This is a genomic window from Luteimonas sp. MC1895, assembly GCF_016457215.1.
Taxonomy (GTDB): Bacteria; Pseudomonadota; Gammaproteobacteria; order Xanthomonadales; family Xanthomonadaceae; genus Luteimonas.
This window is the reverse complement of record NZ_JAEMDY010000001.1, coordinates 1,152,731-1,176,025: the sequence shown is the minus strand read 5'-3', so window position 1 is coordinate 1,176,025 and position 23,295 is coordinate 1,152,731. Positions and strand designations below refer to the sequence as shown.

Here is a 23,295-nt window from a genome sequence, read left to right as displayed (position 1 = left end):
CGGGCGGCACAATTGCGGGATGACCACGCTGCAGTTCCGCGCCGCCACCGGATCCGACATCGACGCCATCGTGCAGCTGGTGACCCGCGCCTACCGCGGCGACGCCAGCCGCGCCGGCTGGACCACCGAGGCCGACCTGCTCGACGGCGAACGCATCGATGCCGGGGTGCTGGCCGCGGATATCGCCCGCCCCGGCAGCCGCGTCGTACTGGGCCTCCAGGGGCCTGTCCTGCTGGCCTGCGCCCACGTCGCCGATCTCGGCGGGCGCGGCTACTTCGGCATGTTCGCGGTCGAACCGACCTGCCAGGGCGCCGGTCTCGGCCGGGCGACCCTGGGCGAGTGCGAACGCATCGTCCGCGACGACTGGCGGTTGCCGGCGATGCAGATGACCGTGATCGACGTGCGCGACGAGCTGATCGCCTGGTACGGGCGCCTGGGCTACCGGCGCACCGGCGTGTACCACCCCTTCCCGTATGGCGACGTCCGCTTCGGCATCCCGAAGCGCGACGACCTGCGCTTCGAAGTCCTGGAGAAAGCCTTGTGAGCGACACCTGGACCTTCGTCTGCGCGAGCGCGGAGCTGCTGCCCGGCGAGATGCGCGGGACCTTCGACGAGGTCACCGGGGCGCCGATCCTCGTGCTCAACCTCGACGGCGAGCTCTATGCGCTCGAGGACACCTGCAGCCACGAGGATTTCGAGCTGTCGGCGGGCAGCTTCGATGCCGTCACCGGGACGATCGAATGCGTGCTGCACGGGGCGAAATTCGACGTCCGCGATGGCCGCGCACTGTGCGCCCCGGCCTACGAGCCGGTGGCCAGGTTCCCGGTGAAGCGCGAACACGACGGCGTCTGGGCCCGCGACGACCGCGACTAGGTCCGCGCTGGAGGCCGGGCCGGCTGACAATCGCTTGCAGCTGTGAATGGTTCTCATTAACATGCTCCCGGTCACGCCGGACCCTATCGGGAAGCCGGCCAACGCCTCGACCCGTCCAGCAGCCGCCAGTGACGTCAGGCATCCGCCATACCGCCTCGGAGCCAGAAACGTCCATGTCCACCCACGCTGCCCGCCTGCACGGGCGCCGCGCGCTCGCGCCCACCGTCCTGTCCGCCTCGATCGCAGCCCTGCTCCCGCTGTCCGCGGCGCTGGCGCAGGACACCCTGCCGGTGGGTGCCGTCGCCACCACGGACTTCGACACCATCGTGGTCACCGCCGCCGGCTTCGAGCAGAAGCTCACCGACGCACCGGCGAGCATCAGCGTGGTGACCCGCGAGGAGCTGGTCACCCGTCCCTACATCACCCTGATCGACGCGGTGCGCGACCTGGAAGGCGTGGACGTGGGCGAGACCTCGGACAAGACCGGGCAGAAGACCATCAGCATGCGCGGCATGGGGCCCGACTACACCCTGATCCTGGTCGACGGACGGCGCCAGAACAACCACGGCGACATCTATCCCAACAGCTTCGGCGGCAACCAGTTCAACCACATCCCGCCGCTGGACATGATCGAGCGCATCGAGGTGATCCGCGGGCCGGCCTCGACCCTGTATGGCGCCGATGCGCTTGGCGGCGTCGTCAACATCATCACCCGCAAGGTCGGCGAGCACTGGCGCGGTTCGGCCACGGTGTCGCGCAATGTCCAGGAGAACGACGACTTCGGGACCGACAGCACCTTCGACTTCGCGCTGAGTGGCCCGCTGGTCCGCGACCGGCTCGGCCTGGGCGTGCGCGGCTCCTGGTACGAGCGTGATGCCTCGACGCCCGACTACGAGGTGATCAGCGCGCCCGACGGTACCCAGGTGGAACGTTCGCTGGGCTTCGGCGGCGGCGGCAAGACCGTGGACAACACCAACCGTTCGGCGGGCCTCACCCTCAGCTGGACGCCCAGCGAATACCAGAGCCTGGTCTTCGACTACGACACCTCGAAGCAGGAATACGACAACACGCCCTACATCAACAACCTCGGCACCGAGACCTATCCGCTGGGCACGGTCGACGGCATCGAAGGCCTGTGGCGCGCGGCGCCGCGCGTGGGCTACGCCTCCGACCAGGAGTTCACCCGCGACCAGTGGGCCCTCACCTGGCAGGGCCAGTGGGACTGGGGCAACAGCTTCGTGTCGCTGGCCCACATCGACACCGCCAACCATGGCCGCACCCTGCCCTTCACCGTCGCCGAGCGGCTGCTGCACCTGGACATGTACTGCAACAACGCGGCCACCTGCGGCACCGGGCCCTACGCCGGGCTGACCCGCGCGCAGCGCCGCCAGCTGGTGGCCGACACCTTCCTGCCGCGGCCCGGCCGCACGATGGACAGCAGCCAGTACACGCTCGACGCCAAGTTCGACTTCGCCGTCGGCGAGCGCCACCACCTCGTGGTCGGCGGCCAGCTCATCGACGGCGAGCTCGAGGACGGCGTGTTCGGCATGGAAGACGGCGGCGACGGTGGCGGCACGGTCCAGGAGCACCGGATGTGGTCGCTGTTCGCCGAGGACAACTGGAACCCGGTCGACGCGCTGACCATCACCCTGGGCCTGCGCCACGACGACCACAACGTCTTCGGCAGCCACCTCAGCCCGCGCGCCTATGCGGTCTGGGACGTGTCCCCGGCCTGGACCCTGAAGGGCGGCATCAGCACCGGCTACAAGACGCCCAAGACCACCGATCTCTACGACGGCGTCACCGGCTTTGGCGGCCAGGGCACCTCGCCCTTCGTCGGCAACCCGGACCTGGAGCCCGAGACCAGCGTCAACAGCGAGGTCGCGCTGTACTGGACCTCGCCCGACAGCCGCCACAACTTCAACGTCACCGTCTTCCGCAACGACTTCGACGACAAGATCGCCCGCGGCGAGACCAGCCTGAGCTGCGCGCAGACCGGCGGCGTCCGCCCCTGCGCCAACCTCGGTGACTACGGCCTGCTCGGCTACACCACCTACGCGCAGAACATCAACATCGACGAGGTGCGCGTGCAGGGCGCCGAGCTGGCCGGGCGCTGGGGCATCACCGAGGCCGTGTCGCTGCGCGCGAACTACACGTATACCGACAGCGAGCAGCTGAGCGGCCCGCAGCAGGGCCTGCCGCTGACCGACACGGCGAAGCACATGGCCAACGCCACCCTCGGCTGGCAGGCCAGCGAGCGCTTCAGCATGCAGCTGGTCTCGGAAATCCGCTCCGCGCGCTACCGCGACGTGTTCGACGGCGTGCGCCGCGACTACGAGGACTACACCGTGTTCCACCTTGGCGCGCAGTACCGCTTCAGCGACCGGGTCGCGGTCAACGCGCGCATCAACAACCTGCTGGACCAGGACTTCACGTCGTTCGAGACCCTGTGGACGCAGGACGCGGGCACCGGCGAATGGCTGCCGACCTATCTGGACGACTACAACAACAAGGACAAGGCGCGGAACCTCTGGGTCAGCCTGAACGTGCAGTTCTGAGCCCCCCAGCGATGAGAATGCGTCTCACTGCCCGCTATACTCCGCGCTTTCCCCTCCCGGTCCAGTCGTGACGGCACCGCCTTCCTCCAGCGCCAGCGCTGACGCCCGCCAGCGCCGCGGCTTCTGGCTGCGCACCCTGCACCAGTGGCACTGGATCAGCTCGGCGGTCTGCCTGGTCGGGATGCTGCTGTTCGCGGTCACCGGCATCACGCTCAACCACGCCGCGAAGATCGAGGGCGACCCGAGGGTCGACACCCGGCAGCTGGGGCTGCCCGACCACCTGCGGCCGCAGCTGGACGCGCACGTGGACGGCACCGCGCCGCTGCCGCCGGCCCTGGCGACTTGGCTGCGCGACGCGCTCGATGCACCGCTGGGCGGGCGCGCGGCCGAATGGTCGGAAGACGAGATCTACCTGTCGATGCCGGGTCCGGGCCGCGACGCCTGGCTGGCGATCGACAAGGCCGGCGGCACGGTCGAATACGAGCGCACCGACCGCGGCTGGGTGTCCTACCTCAACGACCTCCACAAGGGCCGCAACAGCGGTCCTGCATGGGGCTGGTTCATCGACGTCTTCGCCATCGCCTGCATCGTGTTCACGCTGACCGGCCTGTTCCTGCTGCAGATGCACGCGCGCCAGCGCCCCACGACCTGGCCCTGGGTGGGCCTGGGCCTGGTGGTGCCGGTGGTGCTGGCGCTGCTCTTCATCCACTGACTTCCGACCGCGAGCCGACACCCATGCGCATTCCCCTGACCATCGTCCTCGGCGGCCTGCTGGCCACGCCCGTCTACGCCGCCGAGCTGACCGTCGAGGTCGAGATCCCGCGCCTGACGGTGGCCGAGTACCACCGGCCCTACGTCGCGGTGTATGTCGAAGGCGCCGACGGCAAGGCCGCCGCCGACCTGGCCGTCTGGTACATGCAGAAGGACACCGCCGAGGGCCACGGCACCAAGTGGCTGCCCGACCTGCGCCAGTGGTGGCGCAAGTCCGGGCGCACGCAGACGCTTCCGGTCGACGGCGTCAGTGGCCCCACCCGCCCGGCAGGTCGCCATGCGCTGAAGTTCGACGCGCGCGATCCGCGCCTGTCCGGCCTGGCGCCGGGCCGCTACGCCGTGGTGGTCGAAGCGGTGCGCGAGGTGGGCGGGCGCGAACTGCTCAAGATTCCATTCGACTGGCCGGCCAAGGCCGCCCGGTCCGGCAAGGCGCAGGGCCAGAGCGAACTCGGCGCGGTCAGCCTCGCGTTCCGGCCCTGATCCAACACTCCTGGAGACCCATCGATGAAGAAGACCCTCGCCCTCGCGCTTGCGCTCGCCGCCGCGCTGCCCATGGCCGCCTCCGCGCACAAGCAGTGGATCATCCCGTCGCAGGCGGTGGTCAACGGCAGTGACGTCTGGGTGACCTTCGACGCGGCGGTGTCCAACCAGCTGTTCTTCCCCGACCACGTGCCGATGCGGCTGGACGGCATCCGCGTCACCGCGCCCGACGGCAGCCAGGTCGAGCTGGCCAACGGCGCCACCGGCAAGTACCGCAGCACCTTCGACGTGCAGCTGGCGCAGCCGGGCACCTACCGCATCGCCAACGCCAGCGCCGGCATGTCGGCGCGCTGGGACACGCCTGAAAGCCTCGCCGCGAAGGCCAGGGCCGAGGCCGCGGGCACCCCGGCCACCGGCCCGGGCGCGCCGCCGGCGACGCGCGGCGGCTTCCTGCGCAACGCCACCGCCGAGGACCTGGCCACCAAGGTGCCGGCCGACGCCGAGAACCTGGAGGTCACCCAGACCGCCAGCCGCGTCGAGACCTTCGTCACCAACGGCGCGCCCAACAGCACCGCGCTCGCGGCCACCGGCGAAGGCATCGAGCTGGAACCGGTGACCCATCCCAACGACCTCTTCGCCGGCGAGGAAGCCAGCTTCCGCGTGCTGGTGGACGGAAAGCCCGCCGCCGGCCTGGCGTTCGAGATCGTGCGCGGCGGCACCCGTTACCGCAACGCGCAGGACGACATCGCCGCGACCACCGACGCACAAGGCCTGCTGCGCGTGACCTGGCCCGAGGCCGGCATCTACTGGCTCGAGACCGGCGTCGAGGACGACAAGGCCACCCTGCCGCAGGCCACGGCACGGCGCCTGCGCTACGTCGCCACGCTGGAAGTGCTGCCGCAGTAATGGCCGGCAACGGCGCCGCGTGCGCGGCCCCCGCCGGCGCGGTGCACGTGCTGGGGGGCGCGACCATGGGCACGCTCTGGCAGGCCTCGGTGGTGGCGGCGGCCGGCGCCGACGGGCACGCGCTGCATGACGGCATCCAGGCCTGCCTGGACCGCGTCGTGGCGCAGATGAGCACCTGGGAGCACGGCTCCGACATCAGCCGCTACAACCGTGCGCCGGCCGGGACCTGGCAGGCGCTGCCGCAGCCGTTCTTCGACGTGCTGCGCGAAGCGCTGGCCATCGCCGCCGACACCGGCGGCGCGGTGGATCCCACGATCGGGCCGCTGGTCGAGGCCTGGGGCTTCGGCCCCGGCGGACAGGGCGGGCGGCCGCCCGACCCGGACGCACGCGCGGATGCCCGCGCACGCGTCGGCTGGACGCGCGTCGAACTCGACCAGGCGGCCCAGCGGGCACTCCAGCCTGGCGGCGTTGGCCTGGACCTGTCGGGCATCGCCAAGGGCCACGGCGTCGATGCGGTGGTGCAGTGGCTGCGCGCGCGCGGCGTGAGCGCGGCGCTGGTCGAGGTCGGCGGCGAGCTTCGCGGCTACGGTCGCAAGCCGGACGGGTCCGCGTGGCGGGTACTCGCCGAGGCCTGGCCGGAGGACGCGGACGGCGACGCCGGTGCCACGGATGAGGACGGCGCCCAGGCCGCTGCCGCCGATGCCGGCACCGGCACCGGCACCGGCATCGGCACCGTGGAGGACGCCGCGGGTCCCTGCATCGTCGTCCTGGACGACGCCGCGATCGCCACCTCCGGCGACCACTGGCACTGCTTCGAACACGGCGGGCGACGGTATTCGCACACGATCGATCCGCGCAGCGGCGCGCCCGTGGACCACGCGCCGGGCGCGGTGACCGTGGTCGCCGACAGCGCGCTGCAGGCCGATGCCTGGGCGACCGCGCTGACGGTCCTCGGCCCGATCGACGGCCTGGCGCTCGCGCAGGCGCGGGGCATCGCCGCGCGCTGGGTCACGCGCGGCGCCGGCGGCGAACGTGCCCATGCCAGCGACGCCTTCCTGCAGCGCCTGGCGCCGTGAGCACGGTGACTTCGCCGTGAGCACGGTCGCCTCCCCGATCGCGTCGCGCGCGGCGCAGGCCGGCACGCTGATCGCCCTGTGCGCGGCGGCCCTGGCCCTGGTGCCGCTCCACGGCGACGCCTGGTGGCCCGCGGCGCCGGACGGCACGCGGACCGGACTGGCGGCGCTGCTGTCAGCCGCATGGCTGGTCGCGAGTGGCCTCACGCTGCGCCGCGCCCGGCGCGCTGCGCGCACGCAGGCCGCGCGGAGCGCCGCCGATGCCGGCGTTCCGGAACCCGCCGACTGGCTGGTCGTCCACGCGAGCCAGACCGGCCAGGCGCTCGAACTCGCGCAGCGCACGGCCGGATCCCTGCAGGCCGCGGGGCTGCGCGTGCGCCTGCGCGAGATCTCATCGCTGGATGCCGCCACGCTCTCCAGCGCGCGGCAGGCGCTGTTCGTCGCCAGCACCACGGGCGAAGGCGACGCGCCCGACCCTGCCGCTGGATTCATCCGCGCCACCATGTGCGAAGGCCTCCGCCTGCCCGCCCTGCGCTACGCCGTGCTCGCGCTGGGCGACCGCGGCTACCGCAACTACTGCGCCTTCGGCCACGCCCTCGACCGCTGGCTGCAGGATGCCGGTGCGATCCCGCTGTTCGACCTGGTCGAGGTCGACAACGCCGATCCGGCGGCGCTGCGCCACTGGCAGCACCACGTCGGCACCGCCGCCGGTGCGTCCGCCCTGCCCGACTGGGCGCCGGTGGCCTACGAGGCCTGGACCCTGGCCGCGCGGCGCGAACTCAACCCGGGCAGCGCCGGAGCCCCGGTGTTCGAACTGCGGCTCACGCCTCCGGCCGGCGACAGCCCATGCTGGCGCGCCGGTGACATCGCCGAGATCGGACCGCGCCAGGACCCCGCGGCGGTGGGCGCACTGCTGGCGGCAGCCGGGCTCGACGGCGCAACCCGGGTGCAGCGCGACGGCGTCGCGCACCCGCTCGCCGACCTGGTCTCGCGCTCGCAGCTGCCTCCGGTCGATGGGCTTGCCGGAATCCAGGCACAGGCCCTGGCCGACAGGCTCGAGCCGCTGCCATCGCGCGAATACTCGATCGCTTCGATCCCCGGCGAAGGCACGGTGCGCCTGCTGCTGCGGCGCATGCTGCGCCCCGACGGCACGCCGGGCGTGGGCAGCGGCTGGCTCTGCGACCACGCGCCGCTGGGCGGCGTGGTCGACCTGCGCGTGCGCGCGAACCCGGGCTTCCACGGTCCGCCCGCGCAGCGGCCGCTCGTACTGCTCGGCAACGGCACCGGCATCGCGGGCCTGCGCGCGCACCTGGCCGAACGCGCAGCCGACGACGGCGCCCGCAGCTGGCTGCTGTTCGGCGAGCGCCACGCCGACCGCGACTTCCACCTGCGCGAGGACATCCTCGGCTGGCTCGCGGACGGCACCCTGGCACGCCTCGACCTGGCGTTCTCGCGCGGCACCGATGGCGCCGCACTGCCCCCGTCGGCGCTGGCCGCCGATCGCGCGGCCATCCATGCCGGCCATGTGCAGGGGGCGCTGCGACTCCAGGCCGCGCGGCTGCGCCAGTGGCTCGACGATGGCGCCGCGCTCTTCGTCTGCGGCAGCCTGCAGGGCATGGCCCCCGGCGTGGACGCCGAGCTGCGCGCGATCCTCGGCAGCGCGCGCGTCGACGATCTGCTCGCCTCGGGCCGCTACCGCCGCGACGTCTACTGAGCCGCGCCGGCCGCCGGATCGACGCGCACCAGCAGCAGTTCGCCACTGCCCTCGAGCATATGCCGGCCGCGGCCCGCGCCCGCCACGATCAGCGCGCTGTCGCCACGCTCGAGCAGCGGCAGTGACCGACCGCCGTCGATCGTCAGCTGTCCGGCCACCACGTGCACGGCCCAGCTGCTTCCCGGCTCCACGAACAGCAGCATCGAACCGACCAGCGGACGGTGCCAGAGACGCGGCAGCACCCGCCTGGTGTTCCACATCAGGTTGAACACTTCGGCCCGCGCGCCTTCGAGGCGCGCATGCACGGACGCATCCCCGCTGAAGCGCTGCCGTCCATGCGGTGGCAGCAGCGGCCGCTGATCGTCGCCGCCGAAGTCCAGCGCAAGGCCATCGCCCGAGAGCAGCACCTGCTCGCGTTCGACGCCGGGAAACGTGGAGTACGGCGTATCGGCCTCGATCTCCGCGATCGACAGCCGCCAGTCCCAGGCGTTGGCGTCCGCGTCGGCGTCGGCGTAGGCGTCGACGCCATTCGGCGCAGCCACCGCGTGGATCTCGCGCGTCCAGCCCAGGCCGTTGCGCCAGCGGAGGCGCCGGTAGCCGCAGGCCGGAAGGTGTCGCAGCAGGGATGCATCGCCGCTCATGCGCGGAGTGTAGTCACGCGCGCGGCGCCCGGGACGCGTCCATGCGTCCCGAAGCTGCGTGGGATCGGCCATCGGCGGGCGGGATCGTCCCGGGTCCGACGGTCCACCGCGTCCGGCGCGTCCCTGCGCCGGATCCGGGAGCCGTCGCTCAGGGCTTGCCGGCCGCCGCCACGCGCTTGGCGGCCGGCCTGGCCACCGGCTTCGCACCGCCGGCAGCGGGCTTGGCCGCCGCACCGCCGGCGACCACGATGCGGTCGCGGTTGCGCTCCACGGTCTTCAGGCCGACGCCCTTGACGTTGGCCAGCTCGTCGGCGCTCTTGAAGGCGCCGTTGGCCTTGCGGTGGGCGACGATGGCCTCGGCCTTGGACGCGCCGATGTTGACCAGCACGCGGTCGATGGTGGCCGCGTCGGCGGTGTTGATGTTGACCTTCTCGCTGGCGATGGCGCTGCCGGCCGCGAGCAGCGACAGCAGCACGGGAACCAGCACGGATTTCAGGGGCTTCATGGCGCTCTCCTTGCGTTGGGGATTCTGTGACGCCGGGCCCTCCTGGCTCCGACGTGGCCAGTCTCGACCGCCAGCCGCGCCCGATGGCATCGCCACACCGCCCGCCGCCATGCCGGCGTCCTGCGCCCGCCGCTGTCCGGAAAGCCCGAGGCGGGGGGCGTAGAATCGGGCTTTCACCGCAGAACACAGGACGCCCCCATGGACACCAGCCTGATCGACCCCGCCCGCGCCGAGCGCTTCGTCTCCGCCAAGTGGGATGACGAGATCGTGCCGCAGCTGGTGGAGTACATCCGCATCCCCAACAAGTCGCCGATGTTCGACGCCGACTGGGTGGAGCACGGCTACATGGAGGACGCGGTCAGGCTGATGGAAGACTGGGCGCGCGCCCAGGACATCGCCGGCATGCAGCTCGAGGTGGTGCGCCTGGAAGGCCGCACGCCGCTGATCTTCATCGACATCCCGGCGGCCAACGGCGGCAATGCCGACGACTGCGTGCTGCTTTACGGCCACCTCGACAAGCAGCCCGAGATGACCGGCTGGGACGACGACCTCGGCCCCTGGAAGCCGGTACTGCGCGACGGCAAGCTCTATGGCCGCGGCGGCGCCGACGACGGCTATGCGATCTATGGCTCGCTCACCGCGATCATGGCGCTGCAGCAGCAGAAGCTGCCGCACGCACGCTGCGTGGTGCTGATCGAGGCCTGCGAGGAATCCGGCAGCTACGACCTGCCCGCCTACGTCGACCACCTCGCCGACCGCATCGGCCAGCCTTCACTGGTGGTGTGCCTGGACTCCGGCTGCGGCAACTACGACCAGCTCTGGTGCACCACGTCGCTGCGCGGCCTCGCCGGCGGCAACTTCACCGTCAAGGTGCTGGAGGAAGGCGTGCATTCGGGCGACGCCTCGGGCGTGGTGCCGTCGAGCTTCCGCCTGCTGCGCCAGCTGCTGTCGCGCATCGAGGACGAGCAGACCGGGCGCATCCTGCTCGAGGGACTGCACGTCGAGATCCCGGCCGAGCGCCTGCAGCAGGCGGAAAAGTGTGCCGAGGTGCTCGACACCGCCGTCTTTGACAAGTTCCCGTTCCTGCCCGGCATGACGCCCATGAGCGACGAGCTGACCGGGCTGGTGCTCAACCGCACCTGGCGCCCGGCGCTGTCGGTGACCGGCATTGGCGGCATGCCCGTGCTGGAGTCAGCCGGCAACGTGCTGCGGCCGCACACCGCGGTGAAGCTGTCGCTGCGGCTGCCGCCCACGCTCGACGGCAAGCGTGCCGGCGAGATGCTGCAGGAAGCGCTGCTGCGCGACCCGCCGAATGGCGCCCATGTGACGCTCGAACTGGAAAAGGCCTCTTCCGGCTGGAACGCGCCGGCAATGGCGCCGTGGCTGGAGAGCGCGATCGACGCCGCCAGCCAGGCGTTCTACGGCCGGCCGGCGATGTACATGGGCGAAGGCGGCTCGATCCCCTTCATGGGCATGCTCGGCGAGAAGTTCCCGGGCGCGCAGTTCATGATCACCGGCGTGCTGGGCCCGCATTCCAATGCCCACGGCCCCAACGAATTCCTGCACATCGAGATGGGCAAGCGGGTCACCGCCTGCGTCGCGCAGGTGATCGCCGCCCACCAGGCCGCCAGCGGCCGTGGCGAGACCACCGGCTCGGCGGTGGCCGCCGACAGCGGCACGCGACACGGCGACCACGGCTGCTGCTGAGCCCGCGCGGAGCCGGCAGGCGACGGCCGCCAGCCGCGCCTGTCGCCTGTTAAGCTCCGGGCTCATCACTCGAGGGGGCGGCAATGGACGGTGTATTTGGCGGCAGCGGCTGGCTCTGGATCATCCTCGTGGGCTTCGTGGTCGGCGTGCTGGCGCGCCTGATCAAGCCCGGCAAGCAGGACATCGGCATCATCCTTACCGTCGTGCTCGGCATCGTCGGCGCGCTGTTCGCCGGCTGGATCGGCCGTATGCTGGGCTGGTACGACCAGGGCGAGAAGGTCGGTTTCATCGCCTCGCTGATTGGCGCGGTCGTGATCCTGTTCGTCGCCGAGGCCGTGAACGGACGCCGCCGCCGGCGCTGAGCGGCTGCGACGGACGGGACGAAAGAAGCCGGGCATCGCCCGGCTTTTTCCTGGTTCGTTTCCCGAGTGCGGGAGGCGCCGCGCTGCAGCTTCGCGGCGCTTTGACGCATGGCCTGCTGCCGCTCATGTCCCCCGATGCCGGCCCATAGGGCCGGCATCTCCTCCTTGACTTCCCGTCAGCAGGCCACGCGCCAAAGCGATGCGGGGCTGCGGGCGCTCCTTCGAAGAGCAAAAGCCGCGTGTCGTGACAATCATCTGCGGTGCGCATTGCGCACTGCGCACTGCGTCGTTCTCCCTGGGCCTTGCGCCTTTCGCCTTGCGCCTTTCGCCTTTCGCCCTTCGCCCTTCGCCTTTCGCCCTTCGCCTTTCGCCCTGCGGCCAGCGTCCAGCGGCCGAACCGATCCGGACTGCGGTGCGATGCCTGCTGACGGGAAGTCAAGGAGGAGGCTCCGGCCGCAGGCCGGAGCCGGGGGACATGAGCGGCAGCAGGCATCGCGCCGCAGCACCGCCAAGGGTCCCGCCGTGCAGGGTTCCGGAACCAAGCGACGCGCAAGGCCCTGACTTTTGGAAGAGAACGTTTGTCGCGTCCTTGCCGAAAGTGGGAGAAGAACGTCTCTTTCAGTCGAGCAGCCGGGCGATCACGCGCGCGGCCAGTGCATCCGGACTCTCGGCCAGCGTGTCGAGCACGAGCTCCGCCGACTCGGGCGGCTCGTAGGGCGAGTCGATGCCGGTGAAGTTCGGCAGCTCGCCGCGGCGGGCCTTGGCGTAAAGCCCCTTCACGTCGCGGCGCTCGGCCTCCGCCAGCGGGGTGTCGACGAACACCTCGATGAAATCGCCGGCGTCGAACAGCGCGCGCGCCGACGCACGCTCGGCGCGGAACGGCGCGATGAAGCTCACCAGCACGATCAGCCCAGCGTCGGTCATCAGCCGCGCGACATGGGCGATGCGCCGCAGGTTCTCGACCCGGTCCTCGTCGGTGAAGCCGAGGTCGCGATTGAGGCCGTGGCGCACGTTGTCGCCGTCGAGCAGGTAGGTGTGGCAGCCGCGCGCGACCAGGCCGCGCTCCACCAGGTTGGCGATGGTCGACTTGCCGGCGCCGGACAGGCCGGTGAACCAGACGCAGCGCGGGCGCTGGCCCTTGAGCCCCGCGCGCACCCCCGGCGTGACATCCAGCGCCTGCCAGTGGATGTTGTCGGCGCGGCGCAGCCCGTGCCGGATCATGCCCGCGGCAACCGTGGCGCGCGTCAGCAGGTCCACCAGCACGAAGCTGCCCAGGGCCGGTTCGTCGGCGAAGGGCGCGTAGGGAAGCGGGGAGTCGAGCGAGAGCGCCACCTCGCCGATGTCGTTGGCCTGCAGGCGCTTGGCCGCCAACGGCTGCAGCGTCTCCGGATCGAGCAGGTGCTTGATCTCGCCCACCCGCGCGCCGACCACGCAGGGCCCCGACTGCAGCTGGTAGCGGCGGCCCGGCAGCAGGGCGGCATCGTCGAACCACAGCAGGTCGGCGACGAACTGGTCGGTGGCCGCCAGCGGCGCGCCAGCGGCGGCCAGCACGTCACCGCGCGCGGCGTCGACGTCCTCGGCCAGCCGCACCGAGACGGCGTCGCCGGCGTGCACCTCCGCCGCCGCATCGCCCGAGCGGCGCAGCGCCGCCACGGTCGCCGCAACGCCATCGGGTTCGATCCGCAGGGCGTCGCCGGTCCGCAGCGTGCCGGAGGCGAGCGTACCGGCCAGCCAGCGGCCGCCTTCGCCGTCGCGAAGCACCAGCTGCACCGGCAGGCGCGCCGGCAGCCCGGCGCCGCGCGGTGCCACCACAACGGATTCGAGGTGGCCGAGCACCGTCGGGCCGGTGTACCAGGACATCGCGTCCCCGGCGGCCACGGTGACGTTGGCACCGGTGGCGGCGGCCAGCGGAATCGCTTCCACGTCGGCGATGCCGAGCTTCGCCGCATGCGCGCGGTAGGCCGCGGCGATGGCATCGAACACCGCCTGGTCGTGGCCGACGCGGTCCATCTTGTTGACCGCCAGCAGCACGTGGCGCACGCCGAACATCGAGGCGATGGCGGTGTGGCGGAAGGTCTGCGGCAGCAGCCCGCGGGTCGCGTCGACCAGTACGATCGCGAGGTCGGCGACGGAGGCACCCGTGGCCATGTTGCGCGTGTACTGCACGTGTCCCGGGCAGTCGGCGATCAGGAAGCGGCGCCGCGGCGTGTCCAGGTGGCGCCAGGCGACGTCGATGGTGATGCCCTGCTCGCGCTCGGCCTCGAGGCCGTCGAGCAGCAGGGCGTAGTCGATCTCCCCGCCGCGGGTGCCGTGGCTCACGCTGGCCCTGGCCAGCGCCGCGCGCTCGTCGTCCGGCACGCGCCCGGCTTCGGCCAGCAGGCGCCCGATCAGGGTGCTCTTGCCGTCGTCGACGCTGCCGCAGGCGACGATGCGCAGGAAGTCGCGCGCCATCAGAAATAGCCCTCGCGCTTCTTCTTCTCCATCGAGTCGCCCTCGGCGTGGTCGATCAGGCGCCCTGCCCGCTCGGACTGCGTGCCCGCCTCCATCTCCGCGATGATCGCGTCGAGGTCGCTCGCCGCGGAGTCGATGGCACCGGTGAGCGGATAACAGCCCAGCGTGCGGAATCGCACGCGCCGCAGCACCGGCTGCTCGCCGGCGCGCAGCTGGAAGCGATCGTCGTCGACCATCACCAGGGTGCCGTCACGCTCGACCACCGGCCGTTCGGCGGCGAAATACAGCGGCACCACCGGGATGCGTTCGCGGCGGATGTAGCGCCACACGTCCAGCTCGGTCCAGTTCGACAGCGGGAAGACGCGCGTGCTTTCGCCGGGATTCACGCGCGCGTTGTACAGGTTCCAGAGCTCCGGACGCTGCCGGCGCGGATCCCAGCGCTGGTTGCCGTCGCGGAAGGAAAACACGCGCTCCTTGGCGCGCGACTTCTCCTCGTCGCGGCGTGCGCCGCCGATCGCGGCGTCGTAGCCGCCTTCGGCCAGGGCCTGCTTCAGCGCCAGGGTCTTCATCACCTCGGTGTGGCGGCTGGCGCCGTGGCTCTGCGGCCCGATGCCGTCGCGCACGCCGTCGGGATTGATGTGCACGCGCAGCTCGACGCCGGTCTCGGCCGCGCGGCGGTCGCGGAAGGCGATCATCTCGCGGAACTTCCACGTGGTGTCGACGTGCAGCAGCGGGATCGGCGGCCTGGCCGGCGCGAACGCCTTCAGCAGCAGGTGCAGCAGCACCGAGCTGTCCTTGCCGATCGAATACAGCATCACCGGCCGGCGGCACTGGCCCGCGACCTCGCGCAGGATGTGCAGGCTCTCCGCCTCGAGGCGGTCCAGCTGCCGGCCGATCGCGCCTGCGTTCACGAGCGCCCGTAGACGTCTTCGTAGCGGACGATGTCGTCTTCGCCCAGGTAGTCGCCCGACTGCACCTCGATCAGCTCCAGCACTTCGGTGCCGGGGTTCTCCAGCCGGTGCTTCGCACCCAGCGGGATGTAGGTCGACTGGTTGGCGTGCAGCTCGAAGACGTCGTTGTCGCGGGTCACGCGCGCGGTGCCGCGGACCACGATCCAGTGCTCGGCGCGGCACGTGTGCGACTGCAGCGACAGCCGGCCGCCGGGCTTGACCTTGATCCGCTTGACCTGGAAGCCCTCGTCCTGGTCGATCGAGTCGTAGCTGCCCCAGGGCCGGTGCACTTCGCGGTGCAGCACGGCGTGGCTGCGGTCGCCGGCCTTGAGCTGCGCGACCACCTCCTTGACCTGTTGCACCCGGTCCTTGCGCGCGACCAGCACCGCATCGTCGGTCTCCACCACCACCAGGTCATCGACGCCGACCAGGGCGACCATGCGCCGCGACCAGACGTAGCTGCCGTGGCTGTCGACGGCGATGACCTCGCCGTTGTGGGCGTTGCCGTCGGCATCCTGCGGGCTGACCGCCCACAGCGCCGACCACGAGCCGACGTCGTTCCAGCCGATGTCGACCGGAAGCACCATGGCGCGCGAGGTCCGCTCCATCACCGCGTAGTCGATCGAGTCCGAGGGCGACGCGGCGAAGGCGTCGCGCTCCAGGCGCACGAAGTCGCCGTCGCGGCCGGCACCGTCGAAGGCGCGGCGCACGGCCTCGAGCATGTCGGGACGGAACTGGCCCAGCTCTTCGAGGTAGCGCGATGCGCGGAACAGGAACATGCCGCTGTTCCAGTAGTAGCCGCCGGCGTCCAGGTACGCCTGGGCGGTGGCGGCATCGGGCTTCTCGACGAAGCGCAGCACCGGGCGCACGCCAACCGCCCCGCCAGGCCCTGCCGCGCCGGGTTCGTTCGCTCGCGCCTGGTCCGCACCAGCCTGGATGTATCCAAACCCTGTTTCCGGGGCTTCGGGCACGATGCCGAAGGTCACCAGCGCGCCGGATTCCGCCGCCGGCATCGCTTCGCGCACGGCGGCCTGGAAGGCGGCCGCGTCACGCACCACGTGGTCCGAGGGCAGCACCAGCAGCAGCGGATCAGCGCCCCCGGCCATCGCCTGCAGCGCGGCCGCGGCAATCGCCGGCGCGGTGTTGCGGCCCACCGGTTCGAGCACGATGGCGGCGCCGTCGACGCCGACCTGGCGCAGCTGCTCGCCGGCCAGGAAGCGGTGCTCCTCGTTCGCGACCACGATCGGCGCCAGGGTCGACAGGGGCGCCACCCGCAGCCAGGTGTCCTGCAGCATCGTCCGCTCGCCCGCCAAGGCCAGGAACTGCTTCGGATAGGCCTCGCGCGACAACGGCCACAGCCGCGTGCCGGAGCCTCCGGACAGGAGCACGGGTTGCAGCTGGGTCATGGTGCGGTGGGCCTGCGCTGTCGTGGGGCAAGCGCGGAGTTTACCCTGTGCACCGACGCCGCCTCGCCGGCCCGGAGACCGCATGACCACCGCCATCCACGACAGTCGCGCGACCGAGCGCGGCGACTGGGCACGCGCCGCCGCCGGCAGCGACACCCTGACCCTCGAACGCGCGTCCACCGACGCCGGGTTCCGCAGCTACTGGCGCGCACGCGACGCGGGCGCCGCCACCCGGGTGGTGATGGATTCCCCGCCGGAGCTGGAGGACGTACGCCCGTGGCTGCGCATGCACGCGCTGCTCGAAGGCGGCGGCGTGCGCGTTCCGCGGGTGCTGGCACGCGATGTCGAGCGCGGGTTCCTGCTGCTCGAGGACCTTGGCGTCGACACCCTGCTGCAGGCCATCGACCCCGCCAGTGCCGACGCGTACGTCGACGCCGCAATCGACCAGCTGTTGCGCATCCAGGCGATCCAGGCCCCGGATGACCTGCCGCGCTACGACGAAGCCCTGCTCGCGCGCGAGTTGCGCCTGTTCGACGCGTGGTTCCTCGGCCGCCACCTGGGCGTGCAGCCCGGCTGCGGCGACCTCGAAGCGCTGGACCTGGCTTACCGCGTGCTGATCGATGCCGCCCTGGCCCAGCCGCGCGTCCTGGTGCACCGCGACTACATGCCGCGCAACCTGATGCCGGTCGAAGGCGGCCTGGCGGTGCTCGACTTCCAGGACGCGGTGCTCGGCCCGGTGGCCTACGACCCGACCAGCCTGTTCAAGGACGCGTTCCTCAGCTGGCCGCCGGAACGCGTGGAGGGCTGGCTGCTGCGCTACCACGCCCGCGCGATCGACGCCGGCGTGCCGGTTCCGGCGGCGCCGGAGCGCTTCCTGCGCGACGCGCGGCTGATCGGCATCCAGCGCCACCTCAAGGTGCTGGGGATCTTCGCCCGCCTGCACCACCGCGACGGCAAGCCGAAGTACATCGCCGACGCGCCGCGCTTCCTGGCCTACCTGGACGAGGCGCTGCCGCACCATCCCGAGCTCGCCCCGCTCGCCGGGGTGATCGAGCGCCACGTGCGGCCGGCGCTCGCCGCCATGACGGCCGCCTGAGCGCGCCGCCGTGAAGGCCCTCGTCTTCGCCGCTGGACTCGGCGAGCGCATGCGCCCGCTGACCGACACCACGCCCAAGCCGCTGCTCGAGGCGGGCGGCAGGACGCTGGTGGCCTGGCACCTCGAGAAGCTCGCGGCCGTGGGCGTGCGCGACGTGGTGCTCAACACCTCGTGGCTCGCGCCCAGGTTTCCCGCCACCCTGGGCGACGGCAGCCGCTGGGGGGTGCGCCTGCACTACGCCTTCGAGGGCGACATTCCCCTCGAGACCGGCGGCGGCATGCTGCACGCGCTGCCGCTGCTGGGCGATGCGCCCTTCCTCGCGGTCAACGGCGACATCTGGTGCGACCTGGATTTCGCCGCCCTGCCGCGCGAGCCGGAGGGCGCTGCGCACCTCGTCCTGGTCGACAACCCGACGCATCACCCGCAGGGCGACTTCTCCCTGGATGACGAAGGCCGCGTGCACGGCCACGGCGGTCCGCGCCTGACCTTTGGCGGCATCGGCATCTATCGACCTTCGCTGCTGCAGGACTGGCGCGCCACCATCGGGGACATGCCCGGCGCCGGCGACGATCCGCCACGCTTCAAGCTGGCCCCGCTGCTGCGCGCGGCGATGGACCGCAACGCCGTCACCGGCCAGCACCACCGCGGCCGCTGGACCGATGTCGGTACGCCCGCCAGGCTGGAGGCGCTCGCGCGGGAACTCGAACAGCCGCCTGACGCCGGGCGTACGTCCTGACCGCCATGGCCGGGCCCCTCGACCCGATGGACACGACGCCCGGCACCGGCATCGACGCATGGGATGGCACGCCCGCGCATGCCCGCGAACTCCAGGCGCGGCTGGCCTCACGGGTCCAGCGGCGCGACGGCTTCGCGGTTCCGCTGCGCACGGTCGCGGGACTGGCGTTCGACCTGCCCGCGGACGGCGGAACGCCCGGTGCCGCCGCGGTGCTCCTGGACGCCGACACCCTCGCCGTCCTGGGCCGGCAGGTGGTGCAGGTGGCGAACCCCTGGCCCGGGGCCGATGCGCCGCGATCGTTCCAGGTGATGCCCGCCATGGTCGCGGCCCTGTCCGGACTCCCGCATGCACCCGACCTCGCCTTCGTCGAAGGCCACGGCATCGCGCATCCGCAGGGACTCGGCGTGGCGGCGCATGCCGGCGTCGCGACCGGCGTGCCCTGCATCGGCGTGGCCCGCGAGATCCTGATGGGTTCGGCGCCCGATACCCACGACACGCGCGGCGCCTATACGCCGCTGCGCGACGCGGCCCGTCGCCAGGTGGGCTGGCTGCTGCGCAGTCGCACCGACCGCGCACCGCTGGTGGTGTCCCCAGCGCACCGCGTCGCGCTGGCATCGACCGCCGACCTGGTGATGCGCTTCATGCGCGCGCACTGGCTCCCCGAGCCGCTGCGGCTTGCACGCGCACTGCTGGAACCCGATCCGGCGGGAAAAACCGCTGGCGAATGATGCGCTTGCGCTCAATCCGTGACACACATCACGGATTTGCACGGCGCGCACCGACAGGATCGGGGAAGGGCCGCAATCTCCACGCGCCCCAAGGGGAAAACACATGTACGCCAAGACTCTGCTGGCCGCGGCCGTCCTGCTGATGGCCGGAGCGGCCCAGGCCCAGTCCGTGGGCACCTGCCCGACGCTTCCCGCCAACAGCGGCCTTGCCTGGGACACGCTCGACGGCAGCGGCTATACCTTCTGCAAGGCCATCCGCCCAAGCGACGGCCAGCAGGTGCTCGCGGTGATGATCACCACCGATTCGACCTTCCGTCCGCGCCGCCCGAACCGCCTGCAGGAAGCGCGCATCGACGGCGGCGAGACCTGGTGGTACCGCGGCGAGCTCTCGGGCAGCACCGGCACCGAGGTCCGCGAGACGCAGGTCGAAATCGACCGCCGCCACGTGGCGCACATCTCGCTGCGCGGCCGCAGCGAGGAAGAGCTCGCCCACGCGATGTCGCTGGCCGAGGCGCTGCGCTTCGACGACGTCCGGCTTTCGATCAACTGATCGACCGCTGACCGGGGTCGGCCAGCACGGGCCGGATCACGACGGCCCGGACCGCGTCATGACCAGCCGGCCCATGACCGGCTCCGTCAGAAGCGGCCTTCCTGGAAGTCCACGAAGGCCTGCATGAGTTCCTGCCGCGTGTTCATCACGAACGGGCCGTGGCGCGCCACCGGTTCGCGCAGGGGCCGGCCGGCCACCAGCAGCACGCGTGCCCCGGCCGCGCCGGCCTCGATGCGCAGCAGGTCGCCGCCGCCGAGGATCGCCAACTCCTGGCTGGCCACGGCGCGCGCCTCGTCACCGGTACCCAGCATGGCCTCGCCCTCGAACACGTAGGCGAAGGCGTTGTGGCCTTCGGGCAGCCGGTGCTCCCAGGCCATGCCCGCGTCCAGCGTCGCGTCCAGGTACAGCGGCGAGGTGGCGGGCTGGTCGATCGGACCGTGCACCTGGCGGCCGTCGCGGTCGGCGAGTTCGCCCGCCACCACGCGCACTTCGACGCCGTCCACGGGATGCGCGACCGGAATCCGCTCCGGCGCGAACTCCTGGTAGCGCGGCTCGGACATCTTGTCCCGCCCCGGCAGGTTCACCCACAGCTGGAAGCCGCGCATGCGGCCGGCCTCCTGCTCGGGCATCTCGGAGTGCACCAGGCCACGCCCGGCGGTCATCCACTGCACGCCGCCGGGGACCAGCAGGCCCTCGTTGCCGTGGTTGTCGCGATGGCGCATGCGGCCGTCGAGCATGTAGGTCACGGTCTCGAAGCCGCGATGCGGGTGGTCGGGGAAGCCCGCCAGGTAATCCTCCGGGCGATCGGTGCCGAACTCGTCCAGCAGCAGGAACGGATCGAGGTCGGGCAGCTCCTGGCCGCCGATGACGCGCGTGAGCTTGACGCCGGCGCCGTCGGACGCGGCGCGGCCGCGCACCTTGCGCACCACGCGGGTGGAATCGAAGCGGGTGGGGGCCATGGCGGGCTCCTGTGGAGGGGACTCCCTCCATCATGGCGGCCCCACGGCGGCGCGGAAGCCCCGCCCCTGCAACGCTGCGGTCCCGCGCGCGAAGGCGGCCCCCGACCTACCTGCGCCGCAGCCGCCAGGCGCGGTGGATCCGCGGGTTGCGCGCGAAATCGGGAGGGATCGTCTCGCCGGTGATGTCCTCGCAGTGCGCGAACTCCGCCACCGCCTCCTCGTCCAGGCGGAAGCGCCGGTAGTTGTTGGAGAAGTACAGCACCCCGTCGGGCGACAGCCGAGCCACCGCCGCCTGCAGCAGGCGCACGTGCTGGCGCTGCATGTCGAAATCATCCGCGCGCGCGGAGTTGGAGAAGGTCGGCGGGTCGCAGAAGACCAGGTCGTACTCGCCCGTGTCCGCCTCCAGCCAGGCGACGGCATCCGCCTGCACCATCCGGTGCGCGTGACCGGCGAGCGTGCGGCCGTCGACGCGGTTGCCGCGCAGGTTGTCCGCCGCCCACTGCAGGTAGGTCGCCGACAGGTCGACGCTGGTGGTGCTGGCCGCGCCGCCCACGCCGGCGTGCACGGTGGCCGCGCCGGTGTAGCAGAACAGGTTGAGGAAGCGCCTTCCGCGCGCCTCGCGCTGCAGCCGCGCGCGCAGCGGGCGATGGTCCAGGAACAGCCCGGTGTCGAGGTAGTCGAACAGGTTCACGCGCAGACGCGCGGCGCCTTCGCGCACGGTGATGGACTCGCCGCGGCGCTCGGCCGCGCCGCCGGCGTACTTGCTGCCGCCCTTGCCGCGCGCCCGGACCTTGGTGGCGATGCGCTCGCGCGGGACGCCGAAGACCTCGCGCGCCGCCGCCAGCACTTCGCCGAAGCGGCGACGCACGTCGGCCTCGGGAATGTCGGCGGGCGCCGCGTATTCCTGCACGTGCAGCCAGGTCGCGTCGGGGTCGTCGGCCTCGGTATAGACGTCGATCGCGACTGCGTATTCCGGCAGGTCGGCATCGTAGGCGCGGTAGCAGGAGATGTCCTCGCGCACGCGCCAGGATTTCGAGGCCCGCAGGTTCTTGCGCAGCCGATTGGCCAGCATCTGCGCGCCGGCGCTCAGCGGGCGCGGGGCGCTGTCCTCGCGCAGCGGCGGCTGGACCGGATCGGCCACCAGCAGCGAGCACTCCAGCGCGCCGTTGAACAGCTGGTAGACCTTCTGCGGGCGCAGCCCGGTCGCGCGCGCGAGCTCCGGGTCGCCGCACAGCAGGCTGGCCCGCCAGTACGGCGCGATGCGCCGGAGCGCATCGCCCAGGCCGCGATACAGCTGGGCATCGGCGGCCAGGCGCGCGTCGTAGGGCGGATTGCTCGCGACCAGGCCGCGCAGCTGCGCCATCGGCTGCAGCGCGGCGACCTGGCGCTCGTCGAACTGGATCGCCGCGGCAAAACCCGCCACCTCGGCGTTCGCGCGCGCGGCGCGCAGCGCGGCCGGGTCGACGTCGCTGCCGAAGAACACCGGGCGCAGCGCTTCGCGGCCGGCCTGCTCGCGCCCCAGGGCTTCGGCGCGCAGCGCGTCCCAGGCGGCGAGGTCGAAGCCGCTCCAGCGCGACGGCGCCGTGCCGCCGTGGCGCAGCAGTCCGGGCGCGACGTCGGCGGCCATCGACGCCCCTTCCACCAGCAAAGTGCCGCTGCCGCACATCGGGTCGAGCAGCGCGCCGCCTTCGGCGTACACCTGCGGCCAGTGGCCACGCAGCAGGACCGCCGCGGCCAGGGTCTCCTTCAGCGGTGCGTCGCCCTGCGAGCGGCGCCAGCCGCGCCGGTGCATCGCCCCGCCGGCCAGGTCGACCGAGAGGATCGCGCGGCCCTTGCGCACCACCAGGTTGAGCAACAGGTCGGGCGACTCGAGGTCGACGTCGGGCCGCTCGCCGGTTTCGGCGCGCAGGCTGTCGACCACCGCGTCCTTGACCCGCTGCGCGGCGTAGCGCGCGTGGGTGATTCCCTCGCCGGACACGCGGGCATCGACGGCCAGGGTGCGCCCGGGCGCGAGGTGGGTGGCCCAGGGCAGCTCGGCGACCTTGCGGTAGAGCACGTCCTCGCTGTCGCAGGGAAATTCCGCGAGCGGCCACAGCACGCGGCTGGCCAGGCGCGACCACATCACCGCGCGCTGGGCGTCGGCCAGTTCGCCCTCGACGTTGACGCCGGAGACCGTGGCCGTGGCGCGCTCGCAGCCGAGCGCCATCAGCTCGTCGGCCAGCAGGTATTCCAGGCCCTTGCCGCAGCTTGCGAAGAACCTCACGGCGCGAGCGACCCGAGCAGTTCCGCGAACAGCGCGGCCGAGGCCTCCACGTGGCCGGACAGGCGATGGCCGTCGTCGACCAGCAGCAGCCGGTCGCCGCGCGGCGCGGCCCAGGCCACCACGTCGGCGGCGGGGATCAGCTCGTCGCCCCACCCGTGGATGATCGCGGTCGGCACCGGTGCCGCCTGCAGCGGATGCGCCGAGGCCAGGTTCACCGGCGGCGCCATCAGGAACAGCGCGCGCACCGGTGCCTGCAGCGAGACCGCCCCGGAGATCCACGCGCCGAGGCTCGAGCCGGCCAGCACCAGCGGGCCGTCGGCGGCGCGCGCCGCCACCAGCGCCCGGAGGTGGGCCAGGCGCGCGGCCACGTCACCGTGGCGGCCGAGCTCGCGCTGCGCGTCGAACGCCGTGTAGTCGGGGCGCTCATGGCTCCATCCGAGGCGTTCGGCCACGTCCGCGAGCGCGGTGACCTTGGTCGCGTCGGGGCCGCTTTCGAAGCCATGGGACAGGATGCAGTGGCCGCGAAGGCTCATGGTGTCGCCGGTACCGGGGGAACCGTGAATGCT

22 protein-coding genes are annotated in these 23,295 nt (G+C 72.1%); 14 read left to right on the top strand and 8 right to left on the bottom strand.

Going from position 1 to position 23,295, the window contains the following annotated elements:
• The first annotated feature begins 19 nt into the window (after window positions 1-19).
• The 8 genes from JG616_RS05220 to JG616_RS05185 all read left to right on the top strand — a co-directional run bounded on the left by JG616_RS05220 (window position 20) and on the right by JG616_RS05185 (window position 8,375).
• The gene (locus JG616_RS05220) at window positions 20-544 is read left to right on the top strand and encodes a GNAT family N-acetyltransferase (protein WP_199360499.1); all 525 of its coding nucleotides are present in this window, start codon (window positions 20-22) and stop codon (window positions 542-544) included.
• The gene (locus JG616_RS05215; RefSeq protein ID WP_199360496.1) at window positions 541-873 is read left to right on the top strand and encodes a non-heme iron oxygenase ferredoxin subunit; all 333 of its coding nucleotides are present in this window, start codon (window positions 541-543) and stop codon (window positions 871-873) included. Before JG616_RS05220 ends, JG616_RS05215 begins: the two co-directional genes overlap by 4 nt.
• A gap of 173 nt (window positions 874-1,046) precedes the next feature.
• Window positions 1,047-3,431, top strand: coding sequence for a TonB-dependent receptor (locus JG616_RS05210; RefSeq protein ID WP_199391870.1), 2,385 nt, complete (start codon window positions 1,047-1,049; stop codon window positions 3,429-3,431).
• Between the two features lie 67 nt (window positions 3,432-3,498).
• Window positions 3,499-4,143: a PepSY-associated TM helix domain-containing protein gene (locus JG616_RS05205; protein WP_199391869.1), complete on the top strand. Its 645-nt coding sequence runs from the start codon at window positions 3,499-3,501 to the stop codon at window positions 4,141-4,143.
• A gap of 23 nt (window positions 4,144-4,166) precedes the next feature.
• Window positions 4,167-4,682, top strand: a complete 516-nt coding sequence (locus JG616_RS05200) for a DUF2271 domain-containing protein (RefSeq protein WP_199391868.1) — start codon at window positions 4,167-4,169, stop codon at window positions 4,680-4,682.
• A 24-nt stretch (window positions 4,683-4,706) separates the two neighbouring features.
• On the top strand, window positions 4,707-5,588 hold the full coding sequence (locus JG616_RS05195; protein ID WP_199391867.1) for a DUF4198 domain-containing protein: 882 nt from the start codon (window positions 4,707-4,709) through the stop codon (window positions 5,586-5,588).
• Window positions 5,588-6,664 carry an FAD:protein FMN transferase gene (locus JG616_RS05190; protein ID WP_199391866.1) on the top strand — a complete coding sequence of 359 codons (1,077 nt, stop codon included), beginning with the start codon at window positions 5,588-5,590 and terminating at the stop codon, window positions 6,662-6,664. Before JG616_RS05195 ends, JG616_RS05190 begins: the two co-directional genes overlap by 1 nt.
• Before the next feature lie 16 nt (window positions 6,665-6,680).
• Entirely contained in the window at window positions 6,681-8,375 is a 1,695-nt protein-coding gene (locus JG616_RS05185; RefSeq protein WP_343224976.1) for a sulfite reductase subunit alpha, read from the top strand.
• Here JG616_RS05185 and JG616_RS05180 read toward each other — a convergent pair.
• Both JG616_RS05180 and JG616_RS05175 read right to left on the bottom strand, forming a co-directional pair.
• Window positions 8,369-9,016 (bottom strand): HutD family protein, encoded by a 648-nt coding sequence (locus JG616_RS05180; RefSeq protein ID WP_199360480.1) that lies wholly within the window; start codon window positions 9,014-9,016, stop codon window positions 8,369-8,371. The genes JG616_RS05185 and JG616_RS05180 overlap by 7 nt on opposite strands.
• Window positions 9,017-9,164: 148 nt before the next feature.
• Window positions 9,165-9,521, bottom strand: coding sequence for a helix-hairpin-helix domain-containing protein (locus tag JG616_RS05175; protein ID WP_199391864.1), 357 nt, complete (start codon window positions 9,519-9,521; stop codon window positions 9,165-9,167).
• Window positions 9,522-9,734: 213 nt separating this feature from the next.
• Here JG616_RS05175 and JG616_RS05170 point away from each other — a divergent pair, with 213 nt between their 5' ends.
• Together JG616_RS05170 and JG616_RS05165 are read left to right on the top strand one after the other, a co-directional pair.
• Window positions 9,735-11,228, top strand: coding sequence for a M20 family metallopeptidase (locus JG616_RS05170; protein WP_199391971.1), 1,494 nt, complete (start codon window positions 9,735-9,737; stop codon window positions 11,226-11,228).
• Between the two features lie 83 nt (window positions 11,229-11,311).
• The gene (locus tag JG616_RS05165) at window positions 11,312-11,590 is read left to right on the top strand and encodes a GlsB/YeaQ/YmgE family stress response membrane protein (protein ID WP_199360476.1); all 279 of its coding nucleotides are present in this window, start codon (window positions 11,312-11,314) and stop codon (window positions 11,588-11,590) included.
• Window positions 11,591-12,208: 618 nt separating this feature from the next.
• Here the strand turns inward: JG616_RS05165 and cysC are convergent.
• The 3 genes from cysC to JG616_RS05150 are packed head-to-tail and all read right to left on the bottom strand — an operon-like array spanning window position 12,209 to window position 16,397.
• Window positions 12,209-14,041: an adenylyl-sulfate kinase gene (cysC, locus tag JG616_RS05160; protein WP_199391863.1), complete on the bottom strand. Its 1,833-nt coding sequence runs from the start codon at window positions 14,039-14,041 to the stop codon at window positions 12,209-12,211.
• Window positions 14,041-14,952 (bottom strand): sulfate adenylyltransferase subunit CysD, encoded by a 912-nt coding sequence (gene cysD, locus JG616_RS05155; RefSeq protein ID WP_199360472.1) that lies wholly within the window; start codon window positions 14,950-14,952, stop codon window positions 14,041-14,043. Before cysD ends, cysC begins: the two co-directional genes overlap by 1 nt.
• Complete coding sequence (locus JG616_RS05150) at window positions 14,949-16,397, bottom strand: mannose-1-phosphate guanylyltransferase/mannose-6-phosphate isomerase (protein ID WP_199360470.1); 1,449 nt, start codon at window positions 16,395-16,397, stop codon at window positions 14,949-14,951. The genes cysD and JG616_RS05150 overlap by 4 nt, the downstream gene beginning before the upstream one ends.
• Before the next feature lie 82 nt (window positions 16,398-16,479).
• On the opposite strand from JG616_RS05150, the gene JG616_RS05145 reads away from it, so the two are divergent.
• The 4 genes from JG616_RS05145 (at window position 16,480) to JG616_RS05130 (ending at window position 19,507) form a co-directional block, all read left to right on the top strand.
• On the top strand, window positions 16,480-17,493 hold the full coding sequence (locus tag JG616_RS05145; RefSeq protein WP_199360469.1) for a phosphotransferase: 1,014 nt from the start codon (window positions 16,480-16,482) through the stop codon (window positions 17,491-17,493).
• A 10-nt stretch (window positions 17,494-17,503) separates the two neighbouring features.
• Entirely contained in the window at window positions 17,504-18,229 is a 726-nt protein-coding gene (murU, locus tag JG616_RS05140) for an N-acetylmuramate alpha-1-phosphate uridylyltransferase MurU (RefSeq protein ID WP_199391862.1), read from the top strand.
• Window positions 18,230-18,234: 5 nt separating this feature from the next.
• A complete protein-coding gene (locus JG616_RS05135; protein ID WP_199391861.1) occupies window positions 18,235-18,957 on the top strand; it encodes an endonuclease V in 723 nt (240 codons plus the stop codon).
• Window positions 18,958-19,060: 103 nt separating this feature from the next.
• Window positions 19,061-19,507 (top strand): hypothetical protein, encoded by a 447-nt coding sequence (locus tag JG616_RS05130; protein ID WP_199360463.1) that lies wholly within the window; start codon window positions 19,061-19,063, stop codon window positions 19,505-19,507.
• A gap of 86 nt (window positions 19,508-19,593) precedes the next feature.
• Here the strand turns inward: JG616_RS05130 and JG616_RS05125 are convergent, their stop codons facing one another.
• The 3 genes from JG616_RS05125 to JG616_RS05115 form a co-directional block, all read right to left on the bottom strand.
• Window positions 19,594-20,466 carry a pirin family protein gene (locus tag JG616_RS05125; RefSeq protein WP_199391860.1) on the bottom strand — a complete coding sequence of 291 codons (873 nt, stop codon included), beginning with the start codon at window positions 20,464-20,466 and terminating at the stop codon, window positions 19,594-19,596.
• A gap of 106 nt (window positions 20,467-20,572) precedes the next feature.
• A complete protein-coding gene (gene rlmKL, locus JG616_RS05120; protein WP_199360459.1) occupies window positions 20,573-22,729 on the bottom strand; it encodes a bifunctional 23S rRNA (guanine(2069)-N(7))-methyltransferase RlmK/23S rRNA (guanine(2445)-N(2))-methyltransferase RlmL in 2,157 nt (718 codons plus the stop codon).
• Entirely contained in the window at window positions 22,726-23,262 is a 537-nt protein-coding gene (locus JG616_RS05115; protein ID WP_199360457.1) for a hypothetical protein, read from the bottom strand. The genes rlmKL and JG616_RS05115 overlap by 4 nt, the downstream gene beginning before the upstream one ends.
• Window positions 23,263-23,295: the final 33 nt, after the last annotated feature.